This window comes from Shigella dysenteriae, assembly GCF_022354085.1.
GTDB classification, from domain to species: domain Bacteria; phylum Pseudomonadota; class Gammaproteobacteria; order Enterobacterales; family Enterobacteriaceae; genus Escherichia; species Escherichia coli.
On sequence record NZ_CP055055.1, the window covers coordinates 2,254,324 to 2,277,234 of the forward strand.

A 22,911-nucleotide genomic window follows, 5' to 3' on the forward strand; every position below is an offset into this window, starting at 1 on the left:
TGTGATACACAAACCGCAACGCTGATACAGGTTGCGGTTTTTTATTGCCGGATGCGACGCTTGACTTATCTTTTGCTGTCTAATGTTTTGGTGTCTTTCAGTACAATAGTGCTACTCATCCAGAAATCTTGTTTACGCCTTCGCATTATTTATCTCTTTTCGTTTCTATACTGATTTTTCTTAATCCGTTTTATTACAGGGCAGGGTGCGATGAGCAGCAATACATTTACTCTCGGTACAAAATCCGTTAACCGTCTTGGTTATGGCGCGATGCAACTGGCAGGTCCTGGGGTTTTCGGCCCCCCCAGAGATCGCCATGTCGCTATTACCGTGCTGCGCGAGGCGCTGGCATTGGGCGTCAATCACATTGATACCAGCGACTTTTATGGTCCGCACGTCACCAATCAGATTATCCGCGAAGCGCTTTATCCTTACTCTGACGATCTGACAATTGTCACTAAAATTGGTGCGCGGCGTGGAGAGGACGCATCCTGGTTGCCCGCATTTTCTCCGGCAGAGCTGCAAAAAGCGGTGCACGATAATCTACGTAATCTCGGCCTGGACGTACTGGATGTGGTTAACCTGCGCGTGATGATGGGGGATGGTCATGGCCCGGCGGAAGGATCGATTGAAGCCAGCCTGACCGTGCTGGCAGAGATGCAACAACAAGGCCTGGTAAAACATATTGGCCTAAGCAACGTCACACCGACGCAGGTTGCAGAGGCGCGCAAGATTGCCGAAATCGTCTGTGTGCAGAACGAATACAACATTGCTCATCGTGCTGATGACGCAATGATTGAAGCTTTGGCTCGTGACGGCATTGCCTACGTGCCGTTCTTTCCGCTCGGGGGCTTTACGCCGCTGCAATCTTCCACGCTTTCCGATGTTGCTGCGAGCTTGGGTGCAACACCAATGCAGGTGGCGCTGGCGTGGCTGTTACAACGTTCACCGAATATTTTGCTGATCCCAGGGACGTCTTCTGTTGCGCATTTACGGGAGAATATGGCTGCTGAAAAATTGCATCTTTCTGAGGAAGTGTTGTCTACGTTGGATGGTATTTCGCGAGAATAACGAATATACAAAAGGGAAAGATGCATTTCCCTTTTGTTTCTTTTTTAATGGCATGGAGTGCATATGTTTAAGCCCAGGATTTGCAGCTGGATAGGTTTACTTCCCCTGTTTATGCTGAGTCTTCCAGTACAGGCGGAACTTCGATGCGTTGCAAATGCAGTTGATATTGAACCTTTTTTTTCTGCGGCTACCGCTGAAGATAAACAACAAGTTGAACAAGCTATCAACAGTAGCGTGAATCTTGTCCCCTTCGGTTTATCTGCATCGGACTGGAAAGTGCATCGTGGCGATTTAGTGGTAGAAGGTAATATAGAGAGTAATCAAAAATTGATTGTTCTTGGCAATTTGACAGTCAAAGGTAATATTTCCACTTTCTCTCTTTCTAATCCATGGGTTATTCTCGGTAACGTGACGGCAACGAATATAGTTACGGATTCACCACTGTTAATTACCGGTTCGATAAATGCAAGTGGACTGGTATTTATCGACTCATATTACGATAATCCGTCTACGATTAAGGGGAGTATTAATGCGCGTGGGATATTTATCAATGACATAATTGCACCTGTTGTTGCGTCTTCGACAAATAGTGAATTCATGGTCCGTGCGAGTGACAAAAATGACACTGAAAATGTCAAAAAAGCGCTGAAGATAATAAATCCTGATGCATATTATTGGGGTCTAATAAATGATGAAGATGCTCTGAAAGAAATTTTTAAGCGAAGCAATATTCGCATGGCAGGGAATGTCTGTAATCAGATGAAAAAAGAAGCGCTGTTTCGCCCTAAGCCTTCTCCTGAGTTAGTGCAGGAATTGCAAATGCTGGATGAAGGCAACGTTGCTGCATTTGAAGGACGAGATATTGCGACATTTGATCTTGCCATAATGCGAACTCTCCCAAGGCTTAAAGGAATTTCAGCTAACCTACGCAAACAACTTATTAATAGCAATGATGGACAAACGATTGCAAGTATGGCGAGATATATGCCTGACAATGAGATTCTGGAGTTGACCGATCAGCAATTGGGTTACCAGCCTGTTGTTCTGGGGTTGCTCGACCGTGAACCGCTCTCTGTCGAAATAATGACGCGAATGAGTCATCTACCTGATGGTGTCGGTCCGTTGAATCTTGCGCTACGTGAAAATCTCCCTCTGGATATCGTCATGACTCTGGCGAAAAGAGATTGGGATATGATCATTCAGGAGCTTTATAAAGATGCGTGGTTATTGCCCGAATCCATTATTGATGTCTATATCCGCAGTGATGATTCCTCTATTCGTCAGGTCGGTGCTGGAGGACAACTCACCTACAATCAGGCAATGCAGTTGGCGAACGATTCATCAAACGATGTTGTCACAAGCTTAGCGTTAAAGCTGGCAGAGATGAAACACCATGGTCAATTGTTGCGGATGACGCCACAAGAGAGTGACAAAATAGCAGTATATTTATACCAAAAATTCGAGAATGACGATGATCTAATAGGTGCGTTATTTTTAGCGTTGCCAGATAACTTACAGTTTAATTTTGTTAAAAGGATGGAGAAAAAATCCCCTGCCTATTTTTGCTGTCGGGATATGCAGATAATTCACTCTGACGCTGCTTTACAACGGTTATTGACACGTTTCAACGATCCTGAGGGGTGGAGTAATCTGGCGAAAAATCAGTATCTGAGCACGTCGATGAAACAAAAAATTTGGCAACGTGCTTTATCGCATCGGAAAAATAATCCCAAAGCAGATTCAGATGCATATGAAACCAGCGCTGATATGATTTTGTCTGAGCTTATCAGCTACGGTGAAGTTGATGACCAGATGCTATTAAATGCCACCTCTCTGATACGTTCGGACGACTGGGACTTTTTAGAGAGTGCATTAATTAGTTGGGATAATTTACCCGCTGTTGTTCTCAAGGAATTACAGCAAAACACGCCACGTAATGATATTTGGGCGAAGTTTTTTCTGAGGCAGGAAAACAGTTCCCGTGCGCAGGTTAACGAAGCGTTACGTGTTTATTATGCACTAGACCCCGATGCGTTAGCACAACTGGATGTACTGGCAAAACAACCGGATCGTATATGGTGGAGTACACTGGCGAAAAGCAATCTCACATTTTTCAAGTTCGGCGCACTTAACAACCGCCACACACCGCCTGCAGTACTGGCGGCAGAAATTGATCCCGAGTGGTGGATTGTGGCGATGAATAATCCCCGTTTTCCAGTTGATGTATTAAAGGCGAGGCTGAAACGTGATCCTTTGCTGGCGTTAGAGCTTGTTAACCCTGAACTGGATTTAGTTCGCCAGCTGGCGCTTAACGGTAAGACGCGCGCAATACGGGAACAAGCGATGAGAAAACTTGATGAGTTGTATTGAATAACAGCGTAATAATTTTTAACCACTTGATTTATTGGGATAATCATTCCTGACAGTGAGTCCCCAATACCTTGATATATTCTGAATTTTTAATGAAGCGTCGTGTTGCGATATCTCCGTCAGGGGAATTGATGCACCATAGCGCAAACCGAATTATCAAGGATTGATAATGACGCTCTACCAGATAAAACCGCTCTTTCAGTCGCTGTTAAGGCCGACGATGTTTTGGCTTTATAAGCACCATGTTACAGCGAATCACATCACTCTTGCTGCACTGGCGCTTTCTCTTATTACCGGATTGCTGTTGATGTTGGTCGCACAACCCATCCTCTTTTTGCTATTGCCCATCGTGCTTTTTATCCGTATGGCACTCAATGCGCTGGATGGCATGTTGGCGCGTGAGTGCAATCTGCAAACACGTCTGGGGGCGATTTTGAATGAAACTGGCGATGTTATTTCCGATATTGCGCTCTATTTACCGTTTTTATTTTTACCAGAAAGTAACGCATCACTCGTAATACTCATGTTATTTTTCACCATATTGACTGAGTTTTGCGGTTTACTCGCGCAGACGATTAACGGTATTCGCAGTTATGCCGGTCCATTCGGCAAAAGCGATCGTGCGTTAATATTTGGGTTGTGGGGGCTGGCCGTTGCCATTTATCCACAGTGGATGCAATGGAATAATCTTTTATGGGGCATTGCTTCAATTCTGCTTATCTGGACTGCGATTAATCGTTGTCGGAGTGTGCTCCTGATGAGTGCTGAAAGATAATGTTGGAAAAATCTCTGGCAACACTTTTCGCGTTGTTAATTTTAGCAACGCTGATAAACCGTTTTCGGGTATGGCGGTTACCGGAGAGAAAAGAGGATGAAGTTACATTACGTATTCGTACCTGGTGGGGTATCGTCATTTGTTTTTCACTGGTGATTTCAGGTCCACGCTGGATGACGTTGACGTTTTTTGCGCTGATAAGTTTTCTGGCATTGAAAGAATATTGTACGCTTATATCCGTACATTTTCCGCGTTGGTTATATTGGGTTATTCCTCTTAACTATTTGCTTATCGGTTTTAATTGCTTTGAGCTGTTTCTGTTATTTATACCTTTGGCTGGGTTTCTGATATTAACCACCTGGCGAGTTTTAGTAGGTGATACCTCCGGTTTTCTGCATACCGTGAGCGCCATTTTTTGGGGCTGGATAATGACCGTTTTCGCCTTGAGTCATGCCGCCTGGTTATTAATGTTGCCAACCACAAATACCCAGGGCGGGGCGTTACTGGTGTTATTTCTTTTGGCGATAACAGAGTCAAACGATATTGCACAGTATTTATGGGGGAAATCCTGCGGCAGAAGAAAAGTGGTCCCCAAAGTCAGCCCGGGAAAAACGCTGGAAGGTCTGGTGGGGGGCGTAATCACCACCATGATTGCGTCACTGATTATTGGACCGTTGCTGACACCGCTAAATACATTACAGGCATTATTAGCGGGTTTGTTAATTGGTATTAGTGGTTTTTGCGGCGATGTAGTGATGTCAGCCGTCAAACGAGATGTGGGTGTTAAAGATAGCGGAAAACTATTACCAGGACATGGCGGACTCCTTGACAGGATTGACTCATTAATTTTCACCGCTCCGGTATTTTTTTATTTTATTCGCTACTGCTGTTACTGAAGGAAAATAGAGAAAATGGAAAATTCACGCATCCCTGGGGAACATTTTTTTACCACCAGTGATAATACAGCGTTGTTTTATCGGCACTGGCCCGCTTTACAGCCAGGGGCGAAAAAGGTCATCGTCTTATTTCATCGCGGTCATGAACATTCTGGTCGTCTACAACATATCGTTGATGAACTGGCGATGCCAGATACTGCTTTTTATGCATGGGATGCCCGAGGGCATGGACAAACTTCGGGGCCCCGTGGTTATAGCCCATCTCTTGCGCGTTCAGTGCGGGATGTCGATGAGTTTGTCCGTTTTGCTGCCAGCGACAGCCAGGTCGGGCTGGAAGAGGTGGTAGTGATCGCGCAGAGCGTCGGCGCAGTGCTGGTTGCCACATGGGTTCATGATTATGCGCCTGCAATTCGCGGGCTGCTGCTGGCTTCTCCGGCCTTTAAGGTTAAATTGTATGTGCCGCTGGCACGTCCTGCGCTGGCGTTATGGCATCGTCTGCGTGGTCTGTTTTTTATTAATTCCTATGTGAAAGGACGCTATTTGACCCACGATCGGCAACGGGTGGCGAGTTTCAATAATGATCCGCTGATCACACGGGCGATTGCCGTCAATATCTTGCTCGATCTCTATAAAACGTCTGAACGTATTGTTAGCGATGCGGCGGCGATTACGCTCCCCACGCAACTTCTGATATCAGGCGATGACTATGTGGTGCATCGCCAACCGCAGATCGATTTTTATCAGCGTTTACGTAGCCCTCTCAAAGAGCTGCATCTGCTGCCAGGCTTTTATCACGACACGTTGGGTGAAGAGAACAGGGCGCTGGCATTTGAAAAAATGCAAAGCTTTATTAGTCGTTTATATGCTAACAAGTCACAAAAATTTGATTATCAGCATGAAGACCGCACTGGACCATCAGCGGATCGCTGGCGGCTCCTTTCAGGTGGACCCGTGCCATTATCGCCGGTTGATTTGGCGTATCGCTTTATGCGTAAAGCGATGAAATTGTTCGGGGCGCACTCTGCGGGCCTGCATCTCGGAATGAGCACCGGCTTTGATTCAGGCAGTTCGCTGGATTATGTCTATCAAAATCAACCGCAAGGTAGTAACGCATTCGGGCGCTTAATCGACAAAATCTACCTGAACAGTGTTGGCTGGCGCGGTATTCGCCAGCGCAAAACCCATTTACAAATACTGATTAAACAAGCCGTTGCCGATCTCCACGCCAAAGGTTTAGCCGTCCGCGTGGTTGACATTGCCGCAGGGCATGGGCGCTATGTACTGGATGCGCTGGCAAACGAGCCTGCCGTAAGCGATATTTTGTTACGTGATTACAGCGAGTTAAATGTTGCACAGGGGCAAGAGATGATTGCTCAACGGGGAATGTCTGGGCGGGTGCGTTTTGAACAGGGCGATGCGTTTAACCCGGAGGAACTCAGCGCGTTAACTCCGCGGCCTACGCTGGCGATTGTCTCTGGCCTGTATGAGCTTTTTCCCGAAAATGAGCAGGTAAAAAACTCACTCGCAGGTCTTGCCAATGCCATCGAACCGGGCGGCATTCTCCTCTACACCGGGCAGCCGTGGCACCCACAACTGGAGCTGATTGCCGGGGTGTTAACCAGTCATAAAGATGGTAAACCGTGGGTAATGCGCGTGCGTTCGCAAGGGGAGATGGATTCACTCGTGCGTGATGCCGGATTTGATAAATGCACACAACGGATTGATGAGTGGGGTATTTTTACGGTTTCGATGGCGGTGCGTCGTGATAACTGAACGTCGGAACGTATTGCTACAAGGCGCTGGCTGGTTATTGTTGCTGGCCCCGTTTTTCTTCTTCACCTATGGATCTCTTAATCAGTTCACCGCGGTTCAGGACCTTAACAGCCATGATATCCCCAGTCAGGTATTCGGTTGGGAAACGGCGATCCCTTTTCTTCCCTGGACTATTGTTCCTTACTGGAGTCTGGATCTTTTATATGGATTTTCGCTGTTCGTTTGTAGCTCGACATTCGAACAACGCCGACTTGTCCACCGGCTTATTCTGGCAACGGTAATGGCCTGCTGCGGTTTTTTTCTCTACCCGCTGAAGTTTAGTTTTATCCGTCCTGAAGTGAGTGGGGTGACAGGATGGCTATTTTCGCAACTTGAACTGTTTGATCTGCCCTATAACCAGTCTCCTTCGCTGCATATTATTCTCTGCTGGCTACTTTGGCGTCACTTTCGTCAGCATCTGGCTGTGAGTTGGCGTAAAGTCTGCGGCGGATGGTTTTTACTCATCGCCATTTCGACGCTGACAACCTGGCAGCATCATTTTATTGATGTCATCACAGGGCTGGCGGTAGGTATGTTGATTGACTGGATGGTACCCGTCGACCGTCGTTGGAATTATCAGAAACCTGATCAACGTCGAATCAAAATAGCACTGCCATATGTCGTAGGTGCGTGCGCGTGCATTGTGTTGATGGAGCTAATGATGATGGTTCAGTTATGGTGGTCAGTCTGGTTATGTTGGCCAGTATTATCGCTACTCATTATTGGCCGTGGGTACGGTGGGCTTGGCGCGATAACAACAGGGAAAGATAGTCAGGGGAAACTCCCGCCCGCCGTTTACTGGCTGACATTGCCCTGGCGTATCGGGATGTGGCTATCTATGCGTTGGTTTTGTCGTCGCCTGGAGCCGGTGAGCAAAATGACTGCTGGTGTTTATTTAGGGGCGTTTCCACGACATATTCCGGCACAGAATGCGGTTCTGGACGTCACCTTTGAATTCCCTCGCGGACGAGCGACAAAAGATCGACTCTATTTCTGTGTACCGATGTTGGATCTGGTGGTTCCGGAAGAGGGGGAGCTCCGACAGGCCGTGGCGATGCTGGAAACATTACGCGAAGAGCAAGGCAGCGTTCTGGTCCATTGCGCATTGGGATTATCGCGCAGTGCGCTGGTAGTGGCGGCATGGCTGTTATGTTACGGACACTGTAAAACAGTTGATGAAGCGATTAGCTTTATTCGAGCCAGACGCTCGCATATTGTGCTTAAGGAAGAGCACAAAGCGATGTTGAAATTATGGGAAAACAGGTAAGTGGATTGAGATGTGGACTGAATATCTACAGTCCACATCAAGACCGTGTCCGGTTATGCAGCAACAATGCTGTCGATGGCTGCTTTCGCGTCAGACTGCGCTTTCGCTGCCATTTCCGGACCGTATGCGATCCCTTCGGCGAAGACAAATTTCACATCAGTAATGCCGATAAAGCCCAGGAACGTGGACAGATACGGCGTCACCAGGTCCGTTGGTCCATCTTTATGGATCCCGCCGCGGCTGGTAATAACGATGGCTTTTTTACCCGTTACCAGACCTTCCGGACCATTCTCGGTATAGCGGAAAGTAACGCCTGCACGTGCAACCAGGTCAAAATAGTTTTTCAGCTGAGTCGAGATGTTGAAGTTATACATCGGTGCCGCAATAACGATAACGTCATGGGCTTTCAGCTCGGCAATCAGCTCATCGGAAAGTGCCAGAGCTTCCTGCTGACGCGGAGTCAGCGGCGCATCGCTCGGACGCAGCGCACCAACCAGTTCGCCATCCAGTACCGGAATCGGATTTGCAGCCAGGTCGCGAACGGTGATTTCATCAGCGGAGTGCTTTTCGCGCCATTGTTCAACAAAATAATCGGACAACTGATTAGACTGAGAGTACCCTGCCAGGATGCTGGATTTAAGAACTAATACCTTGCTCATGGTGTTTCCTTATAGATGTTTGAATGGGCGATGCCCCGTTGCTTGCTGACACTTTATTCACAATCCTGCCACAGAGATAGCGCAATAAATCGAAGCCTATGTTCGAATTTATTGAACAACGCATAGAAAGCCGCGATGTGGTACTCTATATCTATCATTTAAAAGAAAATTAATCAGGCAGCCTACTGCCCTCTAACGTTATGACAGAACAACAAAAATTGACCTTTACAGCCTTGCAGCAGCGGCTGGATTCGCTGATGCTGCGTGACAGACTGCGTTTTTCTCGCCGTCTGCATGGTGTGAAGAAGGTTAAAAATCCTGATGCACAACAGGCCATTTTCCAGGAGATGGCGAAAGAGATTGACCAGGCGGCAGGGAAAGTCCTGCTGCGTGAAGCGGCACGACCGGAAATTACTTACCCGGACAATTTGCCGGTTAGTCAGAAAAAACAGGACATTCTCGAAGCGATTCGTGATCACCAGGTGGTGATCGTCGCCGGGGAAACCGGTTCCGGTAAAACGACTCAGCTACCGAAAATCTGTATGGAGCTGGGGCGCGGTATTAAAGGGCTGATCGGTCATACCCAGCCGCGTCGCCTGGCGGCACGAACGGTGGCGAACCGTATTGCGGAAGAGCTGAAAACGGAGCCGGGCGGTTGCATCGGTTACAAAGTGCGTTTCAGCGATCACGTAAGTGATAACACGATGGTCAAGCTGATGACCGACGGTATCCTGCTGGCGGAGATCCAGCAAGACCGCCTGCTGATGCAGTACGACACCATCATTATCGATGAAGCGCACGAACGTAGCCTGAATATCGATTTTCTGCTCGGCTATTTGAAAGAGTTGCTGCCGCGGCGTCCTGACCTAAAAATCATTATCACTTCCGCGACTATCGACCCGGAACGCTTTTCGCGCCACTTTAATAATGCGCCGATTATCGAAGTCTCCGGTCGGACCTATCCGGTGGAAGTGCGCTATCGCCCGATTGTTGAAGAAGCCGATGACACCGAGCGCGATCAATTGCAGGCGATTTTTGACGCCGTAGACGAACTGAGTCAGGAAAGCCCTGGCGACATTCTGATCTTTATGAGCGGCGAGCGGGAAATCCGCGATACCGCTGATGCACTGAACAAACTGAACTTACGCCATACGGAAATTCTTCCGCTTTATGCGCGGCTTTCGAACAGCGAACAGAATAGGGTGTTCCAGTCGCATAGCGGACGGCGCATTGTGCTGGCGACCAACGTCGCGGAAACCTCGCTGACCGTACCGGGGATTAAATACGTTATCGACCCCGGTACAGCGCGTATCAGCCGCTACAGCTATCGCACCAAAGTGCAGCGTTTACCGATTGAGCCGATTTCGCAGGCGTCTGCCAATCAGCGTAAAGGCCGTTGTGGTCGTGTGTCCGAAGGGATCTGTATTCGTCTCTATTCCGAAGACGATTTCCTCTCGCGCCCGGAGTTTACCGACCCGGAAATTCTGCGTACCAACCTGGCCTCGGTTATTTTGCAGATGACCGCGCTGGGGCTGGGCGATATCGCTGCGTTCCCGTTTGTCGAAGCACCGGATAAACGCAATATCCAGGATGGTGTGCGTCTGCTCGAAGAGTTGGGTGCAATCACCACGGATGAACAGGCCAGCGCCTATAAACTGACGCCGCTCGGGCGTCAGCTTTCGCAACTGCCGGTCGATCCTCGACTTGCGCGTATGGTGCTTGAAGCGCAGAAACACGGCTGCGTGCGTGAGGCGATGATTATCACGTCCGCGCTCTCCATTCAGGATCCGCGCGAGCGTCCGATGGACAAACAGCAGGCATCGGACGAAAAACATCGTCGCTTCCACGACAAAGAGTCCGATTTCCTCGCGTTTGTAAATCTGTGGAATTATCTTGGCGAGCAGCAAAAGGCGCTTTCTTCCAACGCCTTCCGTCGCCTGTGTCGTACCGATTATCTCAACTATCTGCGCGTGCGCGAATGGCAGGATATCTACACCCAGTTGCGCCAGGTGGTGAAAGAACTCGGCATTCCGGTGAACAGCGAACCGGCGGAATATCGCGAAATTCACATTGCGTTGCTGACGGGGTTGCTTTCCCATATCGGCATGAAAGATGCCGATAAACAAGAATATACCGGCGCACGTAACGCGCGTTTCTCCATCTTCCCCGGTTCTGGTTTATTCAAAAAGCCGCCGAAATGGGTAATGGTGGCGGAACTGGTAGAAACCAGCCGCCTGTGGGGCCGCATTGCTGCGCGTATCGACCCGGAATGGGTGGAGCCCGTCGCTCAGCATTTGATTAAACGCACCTACAGCGAACCGCACTGGGAACGGGCGCAGGGCGCGGTGATGGCAACGGAAAAAGTCACTGTTTATGGTTTGCCGATTGTTGCTGCGCGCAAGGTCAACTACAGCCAGATCGATCCGGCGTTATGTCGTGAACTCTTTATTCGCCACGCGCTGGTGGAAGGTGACTGGCAGACGCGTCACGCATTCTTCCGTGAAAACCTGAAACTGTGGGCGGAAGTGGAAGAGCTGGAACACAAATCACGTCGCCGCGATATTCTGGTTGATGACGAAACGCTGTTTGAGTTCTACGACCAGCGCATCAGCCACGATGTAATCTCCGCTCGTCACTTCGATAGCTGGTGGAAAAAAGTCAGCCGCGAAACGCCTGATTTGCTCAACTTTGAAAAGAGCATGTTGATCAAAGAAGGGGCGGAAAAAATCAGCAAGCTGGATTATCCGAACTTCTGGCATCAGGGCAATCTCAAGCTGCGTTTGAGCTATCAGTTTGAGCCAGGCGCGGACGCGGACGGTGTGACCGTACATATTCCGCTGCCGTTACTTAACCAGGTTGAGGAAAGCGGGTTTGAATGGCAGATCCCTGGTCTGCGCCGCGAACTGGTGATTGCTCTGATTAAATCGTTGCCGAAACCGGTACGCCGTAATTTTGTGCCCGCGCCAAACTACGCCGAAGCGTTTTTAGGCCGCGTAACACCATTGGAGTTACCGTTGCTCGACAGCCTTGAGCGCGAGTTACGGCGGATGACCGGCGTTACCGTTGACCGCGAAGACTGGCACTGGGATCAGGTGCCCGATCACCTGAAAATCACCTTCCGCGTGGTGGATGACAAAAACAAGAAGCTAAAAGAAGGGCGCTCGCTACAAGATCTGAAAGATGCGCTGAAAGGCAAAGTGCAGGAAACGCTGTCTGCGGTGGCGGATGACGGTATCGAGCAGAGCGGCTTACATATCTGGAGTTTTGGTCAGTTGCCGGAAAGCTACGAACAGAAGCGTGGTAACTACAAAGTGAAGGCGTGGCCGGCGCTGGTGGATGAGCGCGACAGTGTGGCGATCAAACTGTTTGATAACCCGCTGGAGCAAAAACAGGCAATGTGGAACGGTCTTCGCCGTTTACTGCTGCTGAATATTCCGTCGCCAATCAAATATTTGCATGAGAAGTTGCCAAACAAAGCCAAGCTGGGGCTGTACTTTAACCCGTATGGCAAAGTGCTGGAGCTGATAGACGACTGTATCTCCTGCGGTGTGGATCAACTGATCGACGCCAATGGTGGCCCGGTCTGGACGGAAGAAGGCTTTGCTGCGCTGCATGAAAAAGTGCGTGCCGAACTGAACGACACGGTGGTGGATATTGCGAAGCAGGTCGAGCAAATCCTTACGGCAGTGTTCAATATCAACAAACGCCTGAAAGGGCGGGTGGATATGACCATGGCGCTGGGGCTTTCTGACATTAAAGCGCAGATGGGCGGGTTGGTGTATCGCGGTTTTGTGACTGGTAACGGCTTCAAACGGCTGGGCGACACGCTGCGTTATTTGCAGGCGATTGAAAAACGACTGGAAAAACTGGGGGTTGACCCACATCGCGACCGTGCTCAGATGCTGAAAGTCGAAAACGTCCAGCAGGCGTGGCAGCAATGGATCAACAAACTGCCGCCTGCACGTCGTGAGGATGAAGACGTGAAAGAGATCCGCTGGATGATAGAAGAGCTGCGCGTTAGTTACTTCGCTCAACAACTTGGTACGCCTTATCCGATTTCTGATAAGCGTATTTTGCAGGCGATGGAGCAGATTAGCGGTTAACGCTGCTATTTGCCTGATAAATATAAAACCCGGTAAGCATTTAGCGCCGGGTTTTTTCTTTATGAATTCTGAAATATAGCAAGGGCGGTACTATTTTACATAAGTTTCATTCATACTTCGCCCTGGGCGAACAGGACGTATTGCAATGAGTAGACATGATATTTTACTGAGGTCGCAATTTGAACGGATAATAGAGGGTGATCGCGTTGGTCAGGCTTTAATATCTTTCTATGAAAAACTTCCAGAGGAAAATTACCGACGCGCGCTGTATATTTTATCAATAATTTATCCGATTAAACTTAACGTCGGTGACGACGAATTTAAGTTTATTTTTTACATCATGTCACAGAAAAAATTTCTACGCCAACAGACCATTAGCGATTTTGTACGCTCAATAAATGTTATTGAATTTACTGAAACTCAAAAAAGTGTTTTGCGTGAACTTATTAAAAAGAATAATAATATCATAATTACGCAATGCACATTTGAGCTAGATTGTTTGTTAACGAGAGTATCTGCGTCATCGAACCAGTTTAGAAACTCTAATGGTTACTTACCTGAGAATAGTTAATAGCATGAAAAATGTAGAAAATATTATCTGGCATGATGGTGTTTTAGTAGAAACCAGAATGGAATGTCACCACACCGAGTATAATTTTATATTGACGGCGGAGCTTTATGTTGATGAATTTACAGCCGGAAGGGAACGAAAAAGGTTCGAGTTTACAGGAGTGGAACATTTATCGCAGGTTATGGATATTGCTGAACTTATAGATAACCAAAATGCAGGTAATATCAAAGATGCGACAATTGTTTATAAGGCAAAGAAGTATAAAATTTCACTTCATTTGTTTGGCGGTTTTTTAAGTTTTACATTTAAAACCATGCGAGTTATTGACAATGAATGTGCGTAATGTCAAATTCGACAACTTGTCTTTTTATGAAGAAAAAATCCGCTGGCGAATGCGTCGGCAAATCTCGAATGCAGAGGCAATATTTTACGAGAATCAGGAAGAACACATTCAGCGCTTTTTAGGCAGATATACCTGTCGCAAACCGGTTCTTGTTTATTGGGAAAGTGAACAAAGATGGACATCTGTAAACGGTCTGGAAGTGATGAGTGTGTTTGATGAACATTGTCATCACATCTACCTTGATGATATCAAGAAAAAAATACAAACTGAATTACCTGAAAATAAAACTTTAGATTTCAAACGTCAATTGCAATTTATCATATTAGGGGATGATAAGATTAGAATATGGGTGCCTGAGGGGAAATTGTATTTCGCATTAATGAATGTATTGCAGATGTTTCCCATGAAAAATGGTTAATGAGTGGACAAGATGATTTTAAAATTCAGCAACGGTCATCGATTATACATGGTACTTAAACAGTACTCGCACCATTTTTGTAGAAGGTTAAATTGAGTACAGTCTCATATATTAAGGATGTTAACATGGATGAACGTTTTATAAATAACACGCCGACTTCGTTGTCTTTTAAACACGCCGATCTGTCAGGTTTAAGCTATAAGAATGCCAGGCTTGAACTTACCCTGATATGCCCGGCGATCAAGTCAGAAGTTAAGATATCATTTGACTGGATACACTCATTTCGTGTTACTGACGAAGGTGATTTGTTAGGTATGTCAGGAAAGCAGGGAATTAACCAAACGGGGATCTATATAGTAGCCAATTCCACTTATCTTACATGGTTTACTATGCAAAGTTGTGAAATTCATAAAAATAAAATGATTGAACATTATGTTATTGCCACGTCAAATGATGTTATTGATGTTTTATCAACAGTTTCTCCGCAAATAGTGTACGACTAAAACCAGTGTCTGGTTCGCGATGGCGAGATAGAAAAAGCATTATCCTCCTTTCAGAGTGCTCCGCTTCTCACTATTATCTCACGCAGTATTCTTAAGGGAACGATAAGGAGGAACCATGAACATTACCCCGTTTCCGACGCTTTCGACGGCAACTATAGATGCCATAAATGTTATCGGACAGTGGCTGGCGCAGGATGATTTCTCCGGTGAGGTGCCGTATCAGGCTGATTGCGTCATACTTGCAGGAAATGCGGTTATGCCGACTATCGATGCGGCATGTAAGATTGCCCGCGATCAGCAAATTCCTTTACTGATTAGTGGTGGTATCGGTCACTCGACAACTTTTTTGTATAGCGCCATCGCACAGCATCCGCACTACAACACTATCCGCACCACTGGCAGAGCAGAAGCGACCATCCTGGCGGATATCGCTCATCAGTTCTGGCATATTCCGCATGAAAAAATCTGGATTGAAGACCAGTCAACAAACTGCGGTGAAAACGCACGCTTTAGCATCGCGCTATTGAATCAGGCCGTAGAACGAGTTCACACAGCTATCGTTGTACAGGACCCCACCATGCAGCGGCGCACGATGGCGACGTTCCGCCGTATGACCGGGGACAATCCCGATGCACCACGCTGGTTAAGTTATCCCGGATTCGTTCCTCAGTTAGGAAATAACGCAGACAGTGTAATCTTTATTAATCAGTTACAAGGATTATGGCCGGTTGAGCGTTATCTCTCACTACTCACTGGCGAGCTGCCGCGTTTACACGATGATAGCGATGGCTACGGTCCCCGCGGGCGAGATTTTATCGTTCACGTTGATTTTCCGGCAGAAGTCATTCAGGCATGGCAAACGCTTAAACACGATGCGGTGCTCATCGAGGCGATGGAAAGTCGCTCGTTACGTTAAAAATTGCCCGTTTGTGAACCACTTGTTTGCAAACGGGCATGACTCCTGACTTATATTTCTGCCTTTTATTCCTTTTACACTTGTTTTTATGAAGCCCTTCACAGAATTGTCCTTTCACGATGCCGTCTCTCTGATGATTGATGTTAATTAACAATGCATTTACCAAAAACAAACATATAAATCACAGGAGTCGCCCATGTCAGTACCCGTTCAACATCCTATGTATATTGATGGACAGTTTGTTACCTGGCGTGGAGACGCATGGATTGATGTGGTAAACCCTGCTACAGAGGCTGTCATTTCCCGCATTCCCGATGGTCAGGCCGAGGATGCCCGTAAGGCAATCGATGCAGCAGAACGTGCACAACCAGAATGGGAAGCGTTGCCTGCAATTGAACGCGCCAGTTGGTTGCGCAAAATCTCCGCCGGGATCCGCGAACGCGCCAGTGAAATCAGTGCGCTGATTGTTGAAGAAGGGGGCAAGATCCAGCAGCTGGCTGAAGTCGAAGTGGCTTTTACTGCCGACTATATCGATTACATGGCGGAGTGGGCACGGCGTTACGAGGGCGAGATTATTCAAAGCGATCGTCCAGGAGAAAATATTCTTCTGTTTAAACGTGCGCTTGGTGTGACTACCGGCATTCTGCCGTGGAACTTCCCGTTCTTCCTCATTGCCCGCAAAATGGCTCCCGCTCTTTTGACCGGTAATACCATCGTCATTAAACCCAGTGAATTTACGCCAAACAATGCGATTGCATTCGCCAAAATCGTCGATGAAATAGGCCTTCCGCGCGGCGTGTTTAACCTTGTTCTGGGGCGTGGTGAAACCGTTGGGCAAGAACTGGCGGGTAACCCAAAGGTCGCAATGGTCAGTATGACAGGCAGCGTCTCTGCAGGTGAGAAGATCATGGCGACTGCGGCGAAAAACATCACCAAAGTGTGTCTGGAATTGGGTGGTAAAGCACCAGCTATCGTAATGGACGATGCCGATCTCGAACTGGCAGTCAAAGCCATCGTTGATTCACGCGTCATTAATAGTGGGCAAGTGTGTAACTGTGCAGAACGTGTTTATGTACAGAAAGGCATTTATGATCAGTTCGTCAATCGGCTGGGTGAAGCGATGCAGGCGGTTCAATTTGGTAACCCCGCTGAACGCAACGACATTGCGATGGGGCCGTTGATTAACGCCGCGGCGCTGGAAAGGGTCGAGCAAAAAGTGGCGCGCGCAGTAGAAGAAGGGGCGAGAGTGGCGTTGGGTGGCAAAGCGGTAGAGGGGAAAGGATATTATTATCCGCCGACATTGCTGCTGGATGTTCGCCAGGAAATGTCGATTATGCATGAGGAAACCTTTGGCCCGGTTCTGCCGGTAGTCGCATTTGACACGCTGGAAGATGCTATCTCAATGGCTAATGACAGTGATTACGGCCTGACCTCATCAATCTATACCCAAAATCTGAACGTCGCGATGAAAGCCATTAAAGGGCTGAAGTTTGGTGAAACTTACATCAACCGTGAAAACTTCGAAGCTATGCAAGGCTTCCACGCCGGATGGCGTAAATCCGGTATTGGCGGCGCAGATGGTAAACATGGCCTGCATGAATATCTGCAGACCCAGGTGGTTTATTTACAGTCTTAATGAGTGAAAGAGGCGGAGGTTTTTTCCTCCGCCTGTGCGCGTCAGAGTTTAGCGAATTTTTCGAGGGTGCGAATAAGCTGCGTGACGAAGCCATATTCGTTATCGTACCAGGCGACCGTTTTCACCAGTTGTAAATCGCCCACGGCGGTAATTTCCGTTTGCGTGGCATCAAACACCGAACCGAAATGGCTGCCAATGATATCGGAAGAGACTATTTCTTCATCGGTATAACCAAATGACTCGTTATTGGTGGTTGCTTGTTTAAGTGCGTTATTCACCTCTTCGGCAGTCACTTTTTTTCCGAGAATCGATACCAGTTCAGTGACCGAACCTGTTTTCACCGGCACGCGTTGCGCATGACCTTTCAGTTTGCCGCTCAGTTCCGGGATCACCAGACCAATGGCTTTGGCCGCGCCCGTAGTGTGGGGAATGATATTTTCTGCCGCTGCGCGTGAAGCACGTAAATCTTTACCACGCGGGCCATCCACCAGTGACTGGGTGCCAGTATAGGCATGAATGGTCGTCATCGTGCCGACTTCTATCCCGAAACTGTCATGCAAGGCTTTGGCCATCGGCGCAAGGCAGTTAGTGGTGCATGACGCCACGGAAACAATGGTATCGTTGCCATCCAGAGTGTCGTCATTGACGTTATAAACGATAGTTTTCATTTCACCGGCAGGGGCGGAAATCAACACCTTCTTCGCGCCAGCATCGAGATGCGCCTGCGATTTCTCGGCGGAGGTATAAAAGCCAGTACATTCGACAATGATTTCTGCACCTTTCGCTTTCCACGGAATATTTTTAGCCTCTTTTTCGGCGTAAACCGCGATACTTTTCCCATTAACGATAAGTGAATCTTCCGTAAAATCAACGCTCCAGGGGAACGGTCCGTAGTTTGAATCATGTTTCAGCAGGTAGGCGAGAATTTTTGGAGAAGTGAGATCATTAATAGCGACAACGTCTATGTTGCTTTTGACTTCAAGTAATCGACGCAACACCAGTCGACCGATACGACCAAAACCGTTAATACCAACTTTACTCATGGTTTTCTCCTGTCAGGAACGTTCGGATGAAAATTGATCCTTTCCAGGCTTAGACCAGGATGGCGGGATGGGCAATCTCCATTCTTACAGTGAAACGTAACGTACTGAAAACGGGTGAACAATATTTAATGAAATTTTGAGAAAAGCCCGTTATGTTAACGGAAAATTATGTTAAAGCAGGAAATGTTATGGAAAATAAATACTCAAGGTTACAAATCAGCATTCACTGGCTGGTCTTTTTGCTGGTTATCGCAGCGTATTGCGCAATGGAGTTTCGGGGTTTCTTACCACGTAGCGATCGGCCACTCATCAACATGATTCATGTTTCCTGCGGCATATCAATTCTCGTGCTGATGGTCGTTCGTCTTTTGTTAAGGCTGAAATACCCAACCCCGCCGATTATACCTAAGCCAAAACCGATGATGACGGGACTGGCGCATTTGGGACATTTGGTGATTTATCTCCTGTTTATTGCGCTGCCAGTGATTGGTTTGGTGATGATGTATAACCGAGGCAACCCGTGGTTTGCGTTTGGTTTGACGATGCCTTACGCTTCAGAGGCCAATTTCGAACGGGTTGATAGCTTAAAGTCGTGGCATGAAACGCTGGCGAATCTGGGATATTTTGTCATCGGTTTGCACGCTGCGGCTGCACTGGCACACCACTATTTCTGGAAGGACAACACACTTCTACGCATGATGCCGCGTAAACGTTCCTGAAGGATATTTAAAGAAAACGCCTGTACTAAAACCGACCCGTGGTACAGGCGAAGAATACGGGTCTACATCGGAAGCGCCTATTATATTTATTTGTATGACAAATAAAACCATAATCCTTGCCCATACGTCCATCTGGCTTATTTTTAATCAATTCACCCGATCTTTGATCTCATCAACGGTATCAAAATAAACCAGCGTATAACGTTCAAATCGAACATAAGATTCGATAAACCATGGAGGTTATATGAAAAAACTGGCACTTATTTTGTTTATGGGAACGCTTGTTTCCTTTTATGCCGATGCCGGGCGCAAACCCTGTTCTGGTTCGAAAGGGGGGATCTCACACTGTACGGCAGGCGGCAAATTTGTCTGTAATGATGGTTCTATTAGTGCATCGAAAAAAACATGCACTAACTGAAGTGTAAAAGGGGTGCCATGAGAAAATGAATCTGCTAGTCAGATGCGCGGGGAAAATCCCCGCGCTTGCCCTTACCTGGACGTGCAAGCCATGAGCGCAGCAACCTCCTTATCACCGTCCCGGAACCGCAGTTCGTAGAGCGTTTGTCGGGTCAGGAGTGTGAATGTCAGAATCGTAATGCAGATAATGAGCAGACACACCACCAGAGGGTTGCGCTTCATAGCCTTTCTCCTTGCCGGATGGCGGGTAAGAGGCTAACATCTGAATTGCTTGGTTCATTCGTTGGCCTCGGTTGATAGAAATATCGGTCGGGGCCTTCGTCTTTCTGATTCCCGGTTAGCCTGAAAACAGAAAGTCTCAGGCACCCGTGAGCATCCTATGTGGTTTCCTTAGGGACGAAAATAATCACCTGACGAAATTGCGTGCTGTTTTCCAGAATTTTTCGTCATTCGGTTTAGCCATTCGTTACTCTCTTCATTCCAATAGCATTAATCTTCTCTGCAATAATTGTTGTAAAAATGTGACGCAAAGAGGCTTTTAGTCGTAAGTAATTACCGTCAAATGCCGATGACTTTCTATCAGGAGTAAACCTGGACGAGAGACAACGGTAATGAATACAACTCCCTCACAGCGATTAGGTTTTTTGCATCACATCAGGTTGGTTCCGTTATTTGCCTGCATTCTAGGCGGTATCTTAGTTCTATTCGCATTAAGTTCAGCCCTGGCTGGCTATTTCCTCTGGCAGGCCGATCGCGATCAGCGTGATGTTACTGCGGAGATTGAGATTCGGACCGGGTTAGCGAACAGTTCAGATTTTTTGCGTTCAGCCCGGATCAATATGATTCAGGCCGGGGCTGCGAGTCGTATTGCGGAAATGGAAGCAATGAAGCGAAATATTGCGCAAGCCGAATCGGAGATTAAACAGTCGCAGCAAGGTTATCGTGCTTATCAGAATCGGCCGGTGAAAATACCTGCTGATGAAGCCCTCGACACTGAATTAAATCAACGCTTTCAGGCTTATATCACGGGTATGCAACCTATGTTGAAATATGCCAAAAATGGTATGTTTGAAGCAATTATCAATCATGAAAGTGAGCAGATCCGAACGCTGGATAATGCTTATACCGATATTTTGAACAAAGCCGTTAAGATACGTAGCACCAGAGCCAACCAACTGGCGGAACTGGCCCATCAGCGCACCCGCGTGGGTGGGATGTTCATGATTGGCGCGTTTGTGCTTGCCCTGGTCATGACGCTGATAACATTTATGGTGCTACGTCAGATCGTCATTCGTCCACTGCAACATGCCGCACAACGGATTGAAAAAATCGCCAGTGGCGATCTGACGATGAATGATGAACCGGCGGGTCGTAATGAAATCGGTCGCTTAAGTCGTCATTTACAGCAAATGCAGCATTCACTGGGGATGACAGTAGGGACTGTTCGACAGGGCGCGGAAGAGATTTATCGTGGCACCAGCGAAATTTCCGCTGGCAATGCGGACCTTTCATCTCGCACCGAAGAACAAGCGGCGGCTATCGAACAAACTGCCGCCAGCATGGAGCAACTCACTGCGACGGTGAAACAGAATGCGGATAACGCGCATCATGCCAGCAAACTGGCGCAAGAGGCTTCTATTAAAGCCAGCGATGGCGGGCAGACGGTTTCCGGGGTAGTAAAAACGATGGGCGCTATCTCCACGAGTTCGAAGAAAATTTCTGAGATCACCGCCGTCATCAACAGTATTGCTTTCCAGACGAATATTCTGGCACTGAATGCTGCCGTTGAAGCCGCTCGAGCGGGTGAGCAAGGACGTGGATTTGCCGTTGTCGCCAGCGAAGTACGGACACTCGCAAGCCGCAGCGCTCAGGCGGCGAAAGAGATTGAAGGCTTGATCAGTGAATCAGTCAGGTTAATTGACCTGGGGTCGAATGAGGTGGCAACGGCAGGGAAAACCATGAGCACTATTGTTGATGCCGTCGCGAGTGTCACACATATCATGCAGGAAATCGCCGCCGCCTCGGATGAACAAAGTAGAGGCATAACGCAGGTTAGCCAGGCGATTTCTGAAATGGATAAGGTGACGCAACAGAATGCTTCTCTGGTAGAAGAGGCCTCAGCAGCGGCGGTGTCCCTTGAAGAACAGGCTGCACGATTAACTGAGGCGGTGGACGTATTCCGTCTGAACAAACATTCTGTGTCGGCAGAACCTCGCGGAGCGGGTGAACAAGTTAGTTTCGCTACGGTGTGAAAATGTTCAAGGAGGGATCGACAGATCCCTTCACCTTTCAGAACGGCATTGATTTTCGAATAGCGTTAATCATCAACTGGCAACCAGAAGAGAACGTCGCATCTACGCGGGTCAGTATTCCAATCGGTTCGCCTGCACCATGTCCCGGAACAGGCAGGGCCACCAGCGTGGCATGACGCAGGTCGTCTTTTACCGCGCCAGAAGGGACAAACCACACGTAGTCGTATTCAACCGTAAGTTGACGAGATAGCGAAGCAGACAGCGTTTCGATACAACCCGAAGGAATTTTACATCCCTGGCTCTGTACTAATGCATCTGAATGCTGGCGTGGTGCAGTGCCTTCTGGTGATACAACGACCGGCCATTCCAGCACCCGGCTTAGCGTTACGTTCTCCTGAAGTAGCGGGTGATTAGGGCGGACAACCAGCTTCAGCGATTCAAGAAACAGCAGTTCGTAATTAAGCCCGGTCATCAGTTCAGGATCTGACATCCGACCAATGCCGATATCGATTTCCCCGGTTTTTAAACCCGCCAGAATCATAGGGTTACTCATTGTCGCAACTTGCAAGGTCGTCTCTTTTTGTTGCTGATGAAACTGACCTATAACCGAAGGTAATATCCCCAGTGCCGCAGTAGGTAGTGCACCAACCCTGACGACATCATTATTAAGACCTTCTTTACGATGAAGCGACTGTCCAGCAGTGTTGATGGCGTCAAGAACTCTGACTGCATGCGTTAAAAATTGTTCGCCGGGTAAGGTAAGTTGCGCCCCCTGACGACCACGCTCAAACAAGCGAGCGCCCGTCAGTTGCTCCAGTTCATTCAATGTCTTAGAGAGCGCAGGTTGACTCAAATTAAGGGTTTCAGCCGCGCGCCCCAAAGTTCCTTGTTGTGCGACAGCTACGAATGTATGAAGGTGGCGCAAACGGATGCGCTGACTAAACAGACTATTTTTTTCCATAAGCGATGTTAAAAACGAAGCGGTGTCGCTGACAAGTGAAGTTGTTTGATTATGATAACTTGATTGCAAAATATTATTAACAATTAAAGCAATTATGTTACAGCAAAATGGATAATATTGATGTTTTCGCGGCGAGATCACAGTTTGTAAATTCTTCCCGCCAGAGTGAATGCGGTTAC

21 protein-coding genes are annotated in these 22,911 nt (G+C 47.8%); 17 read left to right on the forward strand and 4 right to left on the reverse strand.

Annotation, left to right across the window (positions count from 1 at the left end):
• Positions 1-210: 210 nt before the first annotated feature.
• From pdxI to HUZ68_RS10835, 6 genes are all read left to right on the forward strand, one after another.
• Positions 211-1,071, forward strand: coding sequence for a pyridoxine 4-dehydrogenase (gene pdxI / locus HUZ68_RS10810; protein ID WP_000097811.1), 861 nt, complete (start codon positions 211-213; stop codon positions 1,069-1,071).
• 63 nt (positions 1,072-1,134) lie between these two features.
• Positions 1,135-3,441: a DUF2773 domain-containing bactofilin gene (locus HUZ68_RS10815; RefSeq protein WP_033814795.1), complete on the forward strand. Its 2,307-nt coding sequence runs from the start codon at positions 1,135-1,137 to the stop codon at positions 3,439-3,441.
• 169 nt (positions 3,442-3,610) lie between these two features.
• Positions 3,611-4,216, forward strand: coding sequence for a CDP-alcohol phosphatidyltransferase family protein (locus HUZ68_RS10820; protein ID WP_000177502.1), 606 nt, complete (start codon positions 3,611-3,613; stop codon positions 4,214-4,216).
• Positions 4,216-5,112, forward strand: coding sequence for a phosphatidate cytidylyltransferase (locus HUZ68_RS10825; RefSeq protein ID WP_072686564.1), 897 nt, complete (start codon positions 4,216-4,218; stop codon positions 5,110-5,112). The genes HUZ68_RS10820 and HUZ68_RS10825 overlap by 1 nt, the downstream gene beginning before the upstream one ends.
• A 15-nt stretch (positions 5,113-5,127) precedes the next feature.
• Positions 5,128-6,885 carry a bifunctional alpha/beta hydrolase/class I SAM-dependent methyltransferase gene (locus HUZ68_RS10830; protein ID WP_000431832.1) on the forward strand — a complete coding sequence of 586 codons (1,758 nt, stop codon included), beginning with the start codon at positions 5,128-5,130 and terminating at the stop codon, positions 6,883-6,885.
• Complete coding sequence (locus tag HUZ68_RS10835) at positions 6,875-8,191, forward strand: phosphatase PAP2/dual specificity phosphatase family protein (RefSeq protein WP_000627353.1); 1,317 nt, start codon at positions 6,875-6,877, stop codon at positions 8,189-8,191. Before HUZ68_RS10830 ends, HUZ68_RS10835 begins: the two co-directional genes overlap by 11 nt.
• Positions 8,192-8,244: 53 nt before the next feature.
• On the opposite strand, the gene azoR is transcribed toward HUZ68_RS10835, so the two are convergent.
• Positions 8,245-8,850 (reverse strand): FMN-dependent NADH-azoreductase, encoded by a 606-nt coding sequence (gene azoR / locus HUZ68_RS10840; protein ID WP_000048948.1) that lies wholly within the window; start codon positions 8,848-8,850, stop codon positions 8,245-8,247.
• 200 nt (positions 8,851-9,050) lie between these two features.
• Here azoR and hrpA point away from each other — a divergent pair, with 200 nt between their 5' ends.
• The 7 genes from hrpA (at position 9,051) to aldA (ending at position 17,340) form a co-directional block, all read left to right on the forward strand.
• Positions 9,051-12,953, forward strand: a complete 3,903-nt coding sequence (gene hrpA / locus HUZ68_RS10845) for an ATP-dependent RNA helicase HrpA (RefSeq protein WP_239594186.1) — start codon at positions 9,051-9,053, stop codon at positions 12,951-12,953.
• Between the two features lie 145 nt (positions 12,954-13,098).
• The gene (locus HUZ68_RS10850) at positions 13,099-13,524 is read left to right on the forward strand and encodes a hypothetical protein (RefSeq protein WP_000086435.1); all 426 of its coding nucleotides are present in this window, start codon (positions 13,099-13,101) and stop codon (positions 13,522-13,524) included.
• Between the two features lie 4 nt (positions 13,525-13,528).
• Entirely contained in the window at positions 13,529-13,867 is a 339-nt protein-coding gene (locus HUZ68_RS10855; protein WP_000799861.1) for a hypothetical protein, read from the forward strand.
• Complete coding sequence (locus HUZ68_RS10860; RefSeq protein WP_001102899.1) at positions 13,854-14,285, forward strand: hypothetical protein; 432 nt, start codon at positions 13,854-13,856, stop codon at positions 14,283-14,285. The genes HUZ68_RS10855 and HUZ68_RS10860 overlap by 14 nt, the downstream gene beginning before the upstream one ends.
• 125 nt (positions 14,286-14,410) lie before the next feature.
• Complete coding sequence (locus HUZ68_RS10865; RefSeq protein WP_000344422.1) at positions 14,411-14,788, forward strand: hypothetical protein; 378 nt, start codon at positions 14,411-14,413, stop codon at positions 14,786-14,788.
• 115 nt (positions 14,789-14,903) lie between these two features.
• Positions 14,904-15,704 (forward strand): DUF218 domain-containing protein YdcF, encoded by an 801-nt coding sequence (gene ydcF / locus HUZ68_RS10870; protein WP_033814798.1) that lies wholly within the window; start codon positions 14,904-14,906, stop codon positions 15,702-15,704.
• A gap of 196 nt (positions 15,705-15,900) precedes the next feature.
• Positions 15,901-17,340: an aldehyde dehydrogenase gene (gene aldA / locus HUZ68_RS10875; protein WP_000115947.1), complete on the forward strand. Its 1,440-nt coding sequence runs from the start codon at positions 15,901-15,903 to the stop codon at positions 17,338-17,340.
• Positions 17,341-17,381: 41 nt separating this feature from the next.
• Here aldA and gap read toward each other — a convergent pair whose 3' ends face one another.
• Complete coding sequence (gene gap, locus HUZ68_RS10880; RefSeq protein ID WP_000048684.1) at positions 17,382-18,383, reverse strand: type I glyceraldehyde-3-phosphate dehydrogenase; 1,002 nt, start codon at positions 18,381-18,383, stop codon at positions 17,382-17,384.
• A gap of 188 nt (positions 18,384-18,571) precedes the next feature.
• Between gap and cybB the strand changes: the two genes are divergently transcribed.
• From cybB to HUZ68_RS10895, 3 genes are all read left to right on the forward strand, one after another.
• A complete protein-coding gene (cybB, locus tag HUZ68_RS10885; RefSeq protein ID WP_001362610.1) occupies positions 18,572-19,102 on the forward strand; it encodes a cytochrome b561 in 531 nt (176 codons plus the stop codon).
• A 244-nt stretch (positions 19,103-19,346) separates the two neighbouring features.
• Positions 19,347-19,520 carry a YdcA family protein gene (locus HUZ68_RS10890; protein WP_000731833.1) on the forward strand — a complete coding sequence of 58 codons (174 nt, stop codon included), beginning with the start codon at positions 19,347-19,349 and terminating at the stop codon, positions 19,518-19,520.
• Between the two features lie 25 nt (positions 19,521-19,545).
• On the forward strand, positions 19,546-19,614 hold the full coding sequence (locus tag HUZ68_RS10895; RefSeq protein ID WP_213044703.1) for a hypothetical protein: 69 nt from the start codon (positions 19,546-19,548) through the stop codon (positions 19,612-19,614).
• Here HUZ68_RS10895 and hokB read toward each other — a convergent pair.
• Positions 19,592-19,741 carry a type I toxin-antitoxin system toxin HokB gene (gene hokB / locus HUZ68_RS10900; RefSeq protein WP_001309484.1) on the reverse strand — a complete coding sequence of 50 codons (150 nt, stop codon included), beginning with the start codon at positions 19,739-19,741 and terminating at the stop codon, positions 19,592-19,594. The genes HUZ68_RS10895 and hokB overlap by 23 nt on opposite strands.
• A gap of 389 nt (positions 19,742-20,130) precedes the next feature.
• Here hokB and trg point away from each other — a divergent pair, with 389 nt between their 5' ends.
• Positions 20,131-21,771, forward strand: a complete 1,641-nt coding sequence (gene trg, locus HUZ68_RS10910; protein ID WP_239594189.1) for a methyl-accepting chemotaxis protein Trg — start codon at positions 20,131-20,133, stop codon at positions 21,769-21,771.
• 37 nt (positions 21,772-21,808) lie between these two features.
• Here trg and HUZ68_RS10915 read toward each other — a convergent pair whose 3' ends face one another.
• The gene (locus HUZ68_RS10915; protein WP_000414564.1) at positions 21,809-22,732 is read right to left on the reverse strand and encodes a LysR substrate-binding domain-containing protein; all 924 of its coding nucleotides are present in this window, start codon (positions 22,730-22,732) and stop codon (positions 21,809-21,811) included.
• Positions 22,733-22,911 lie beyond the last annotated feature (179 nt).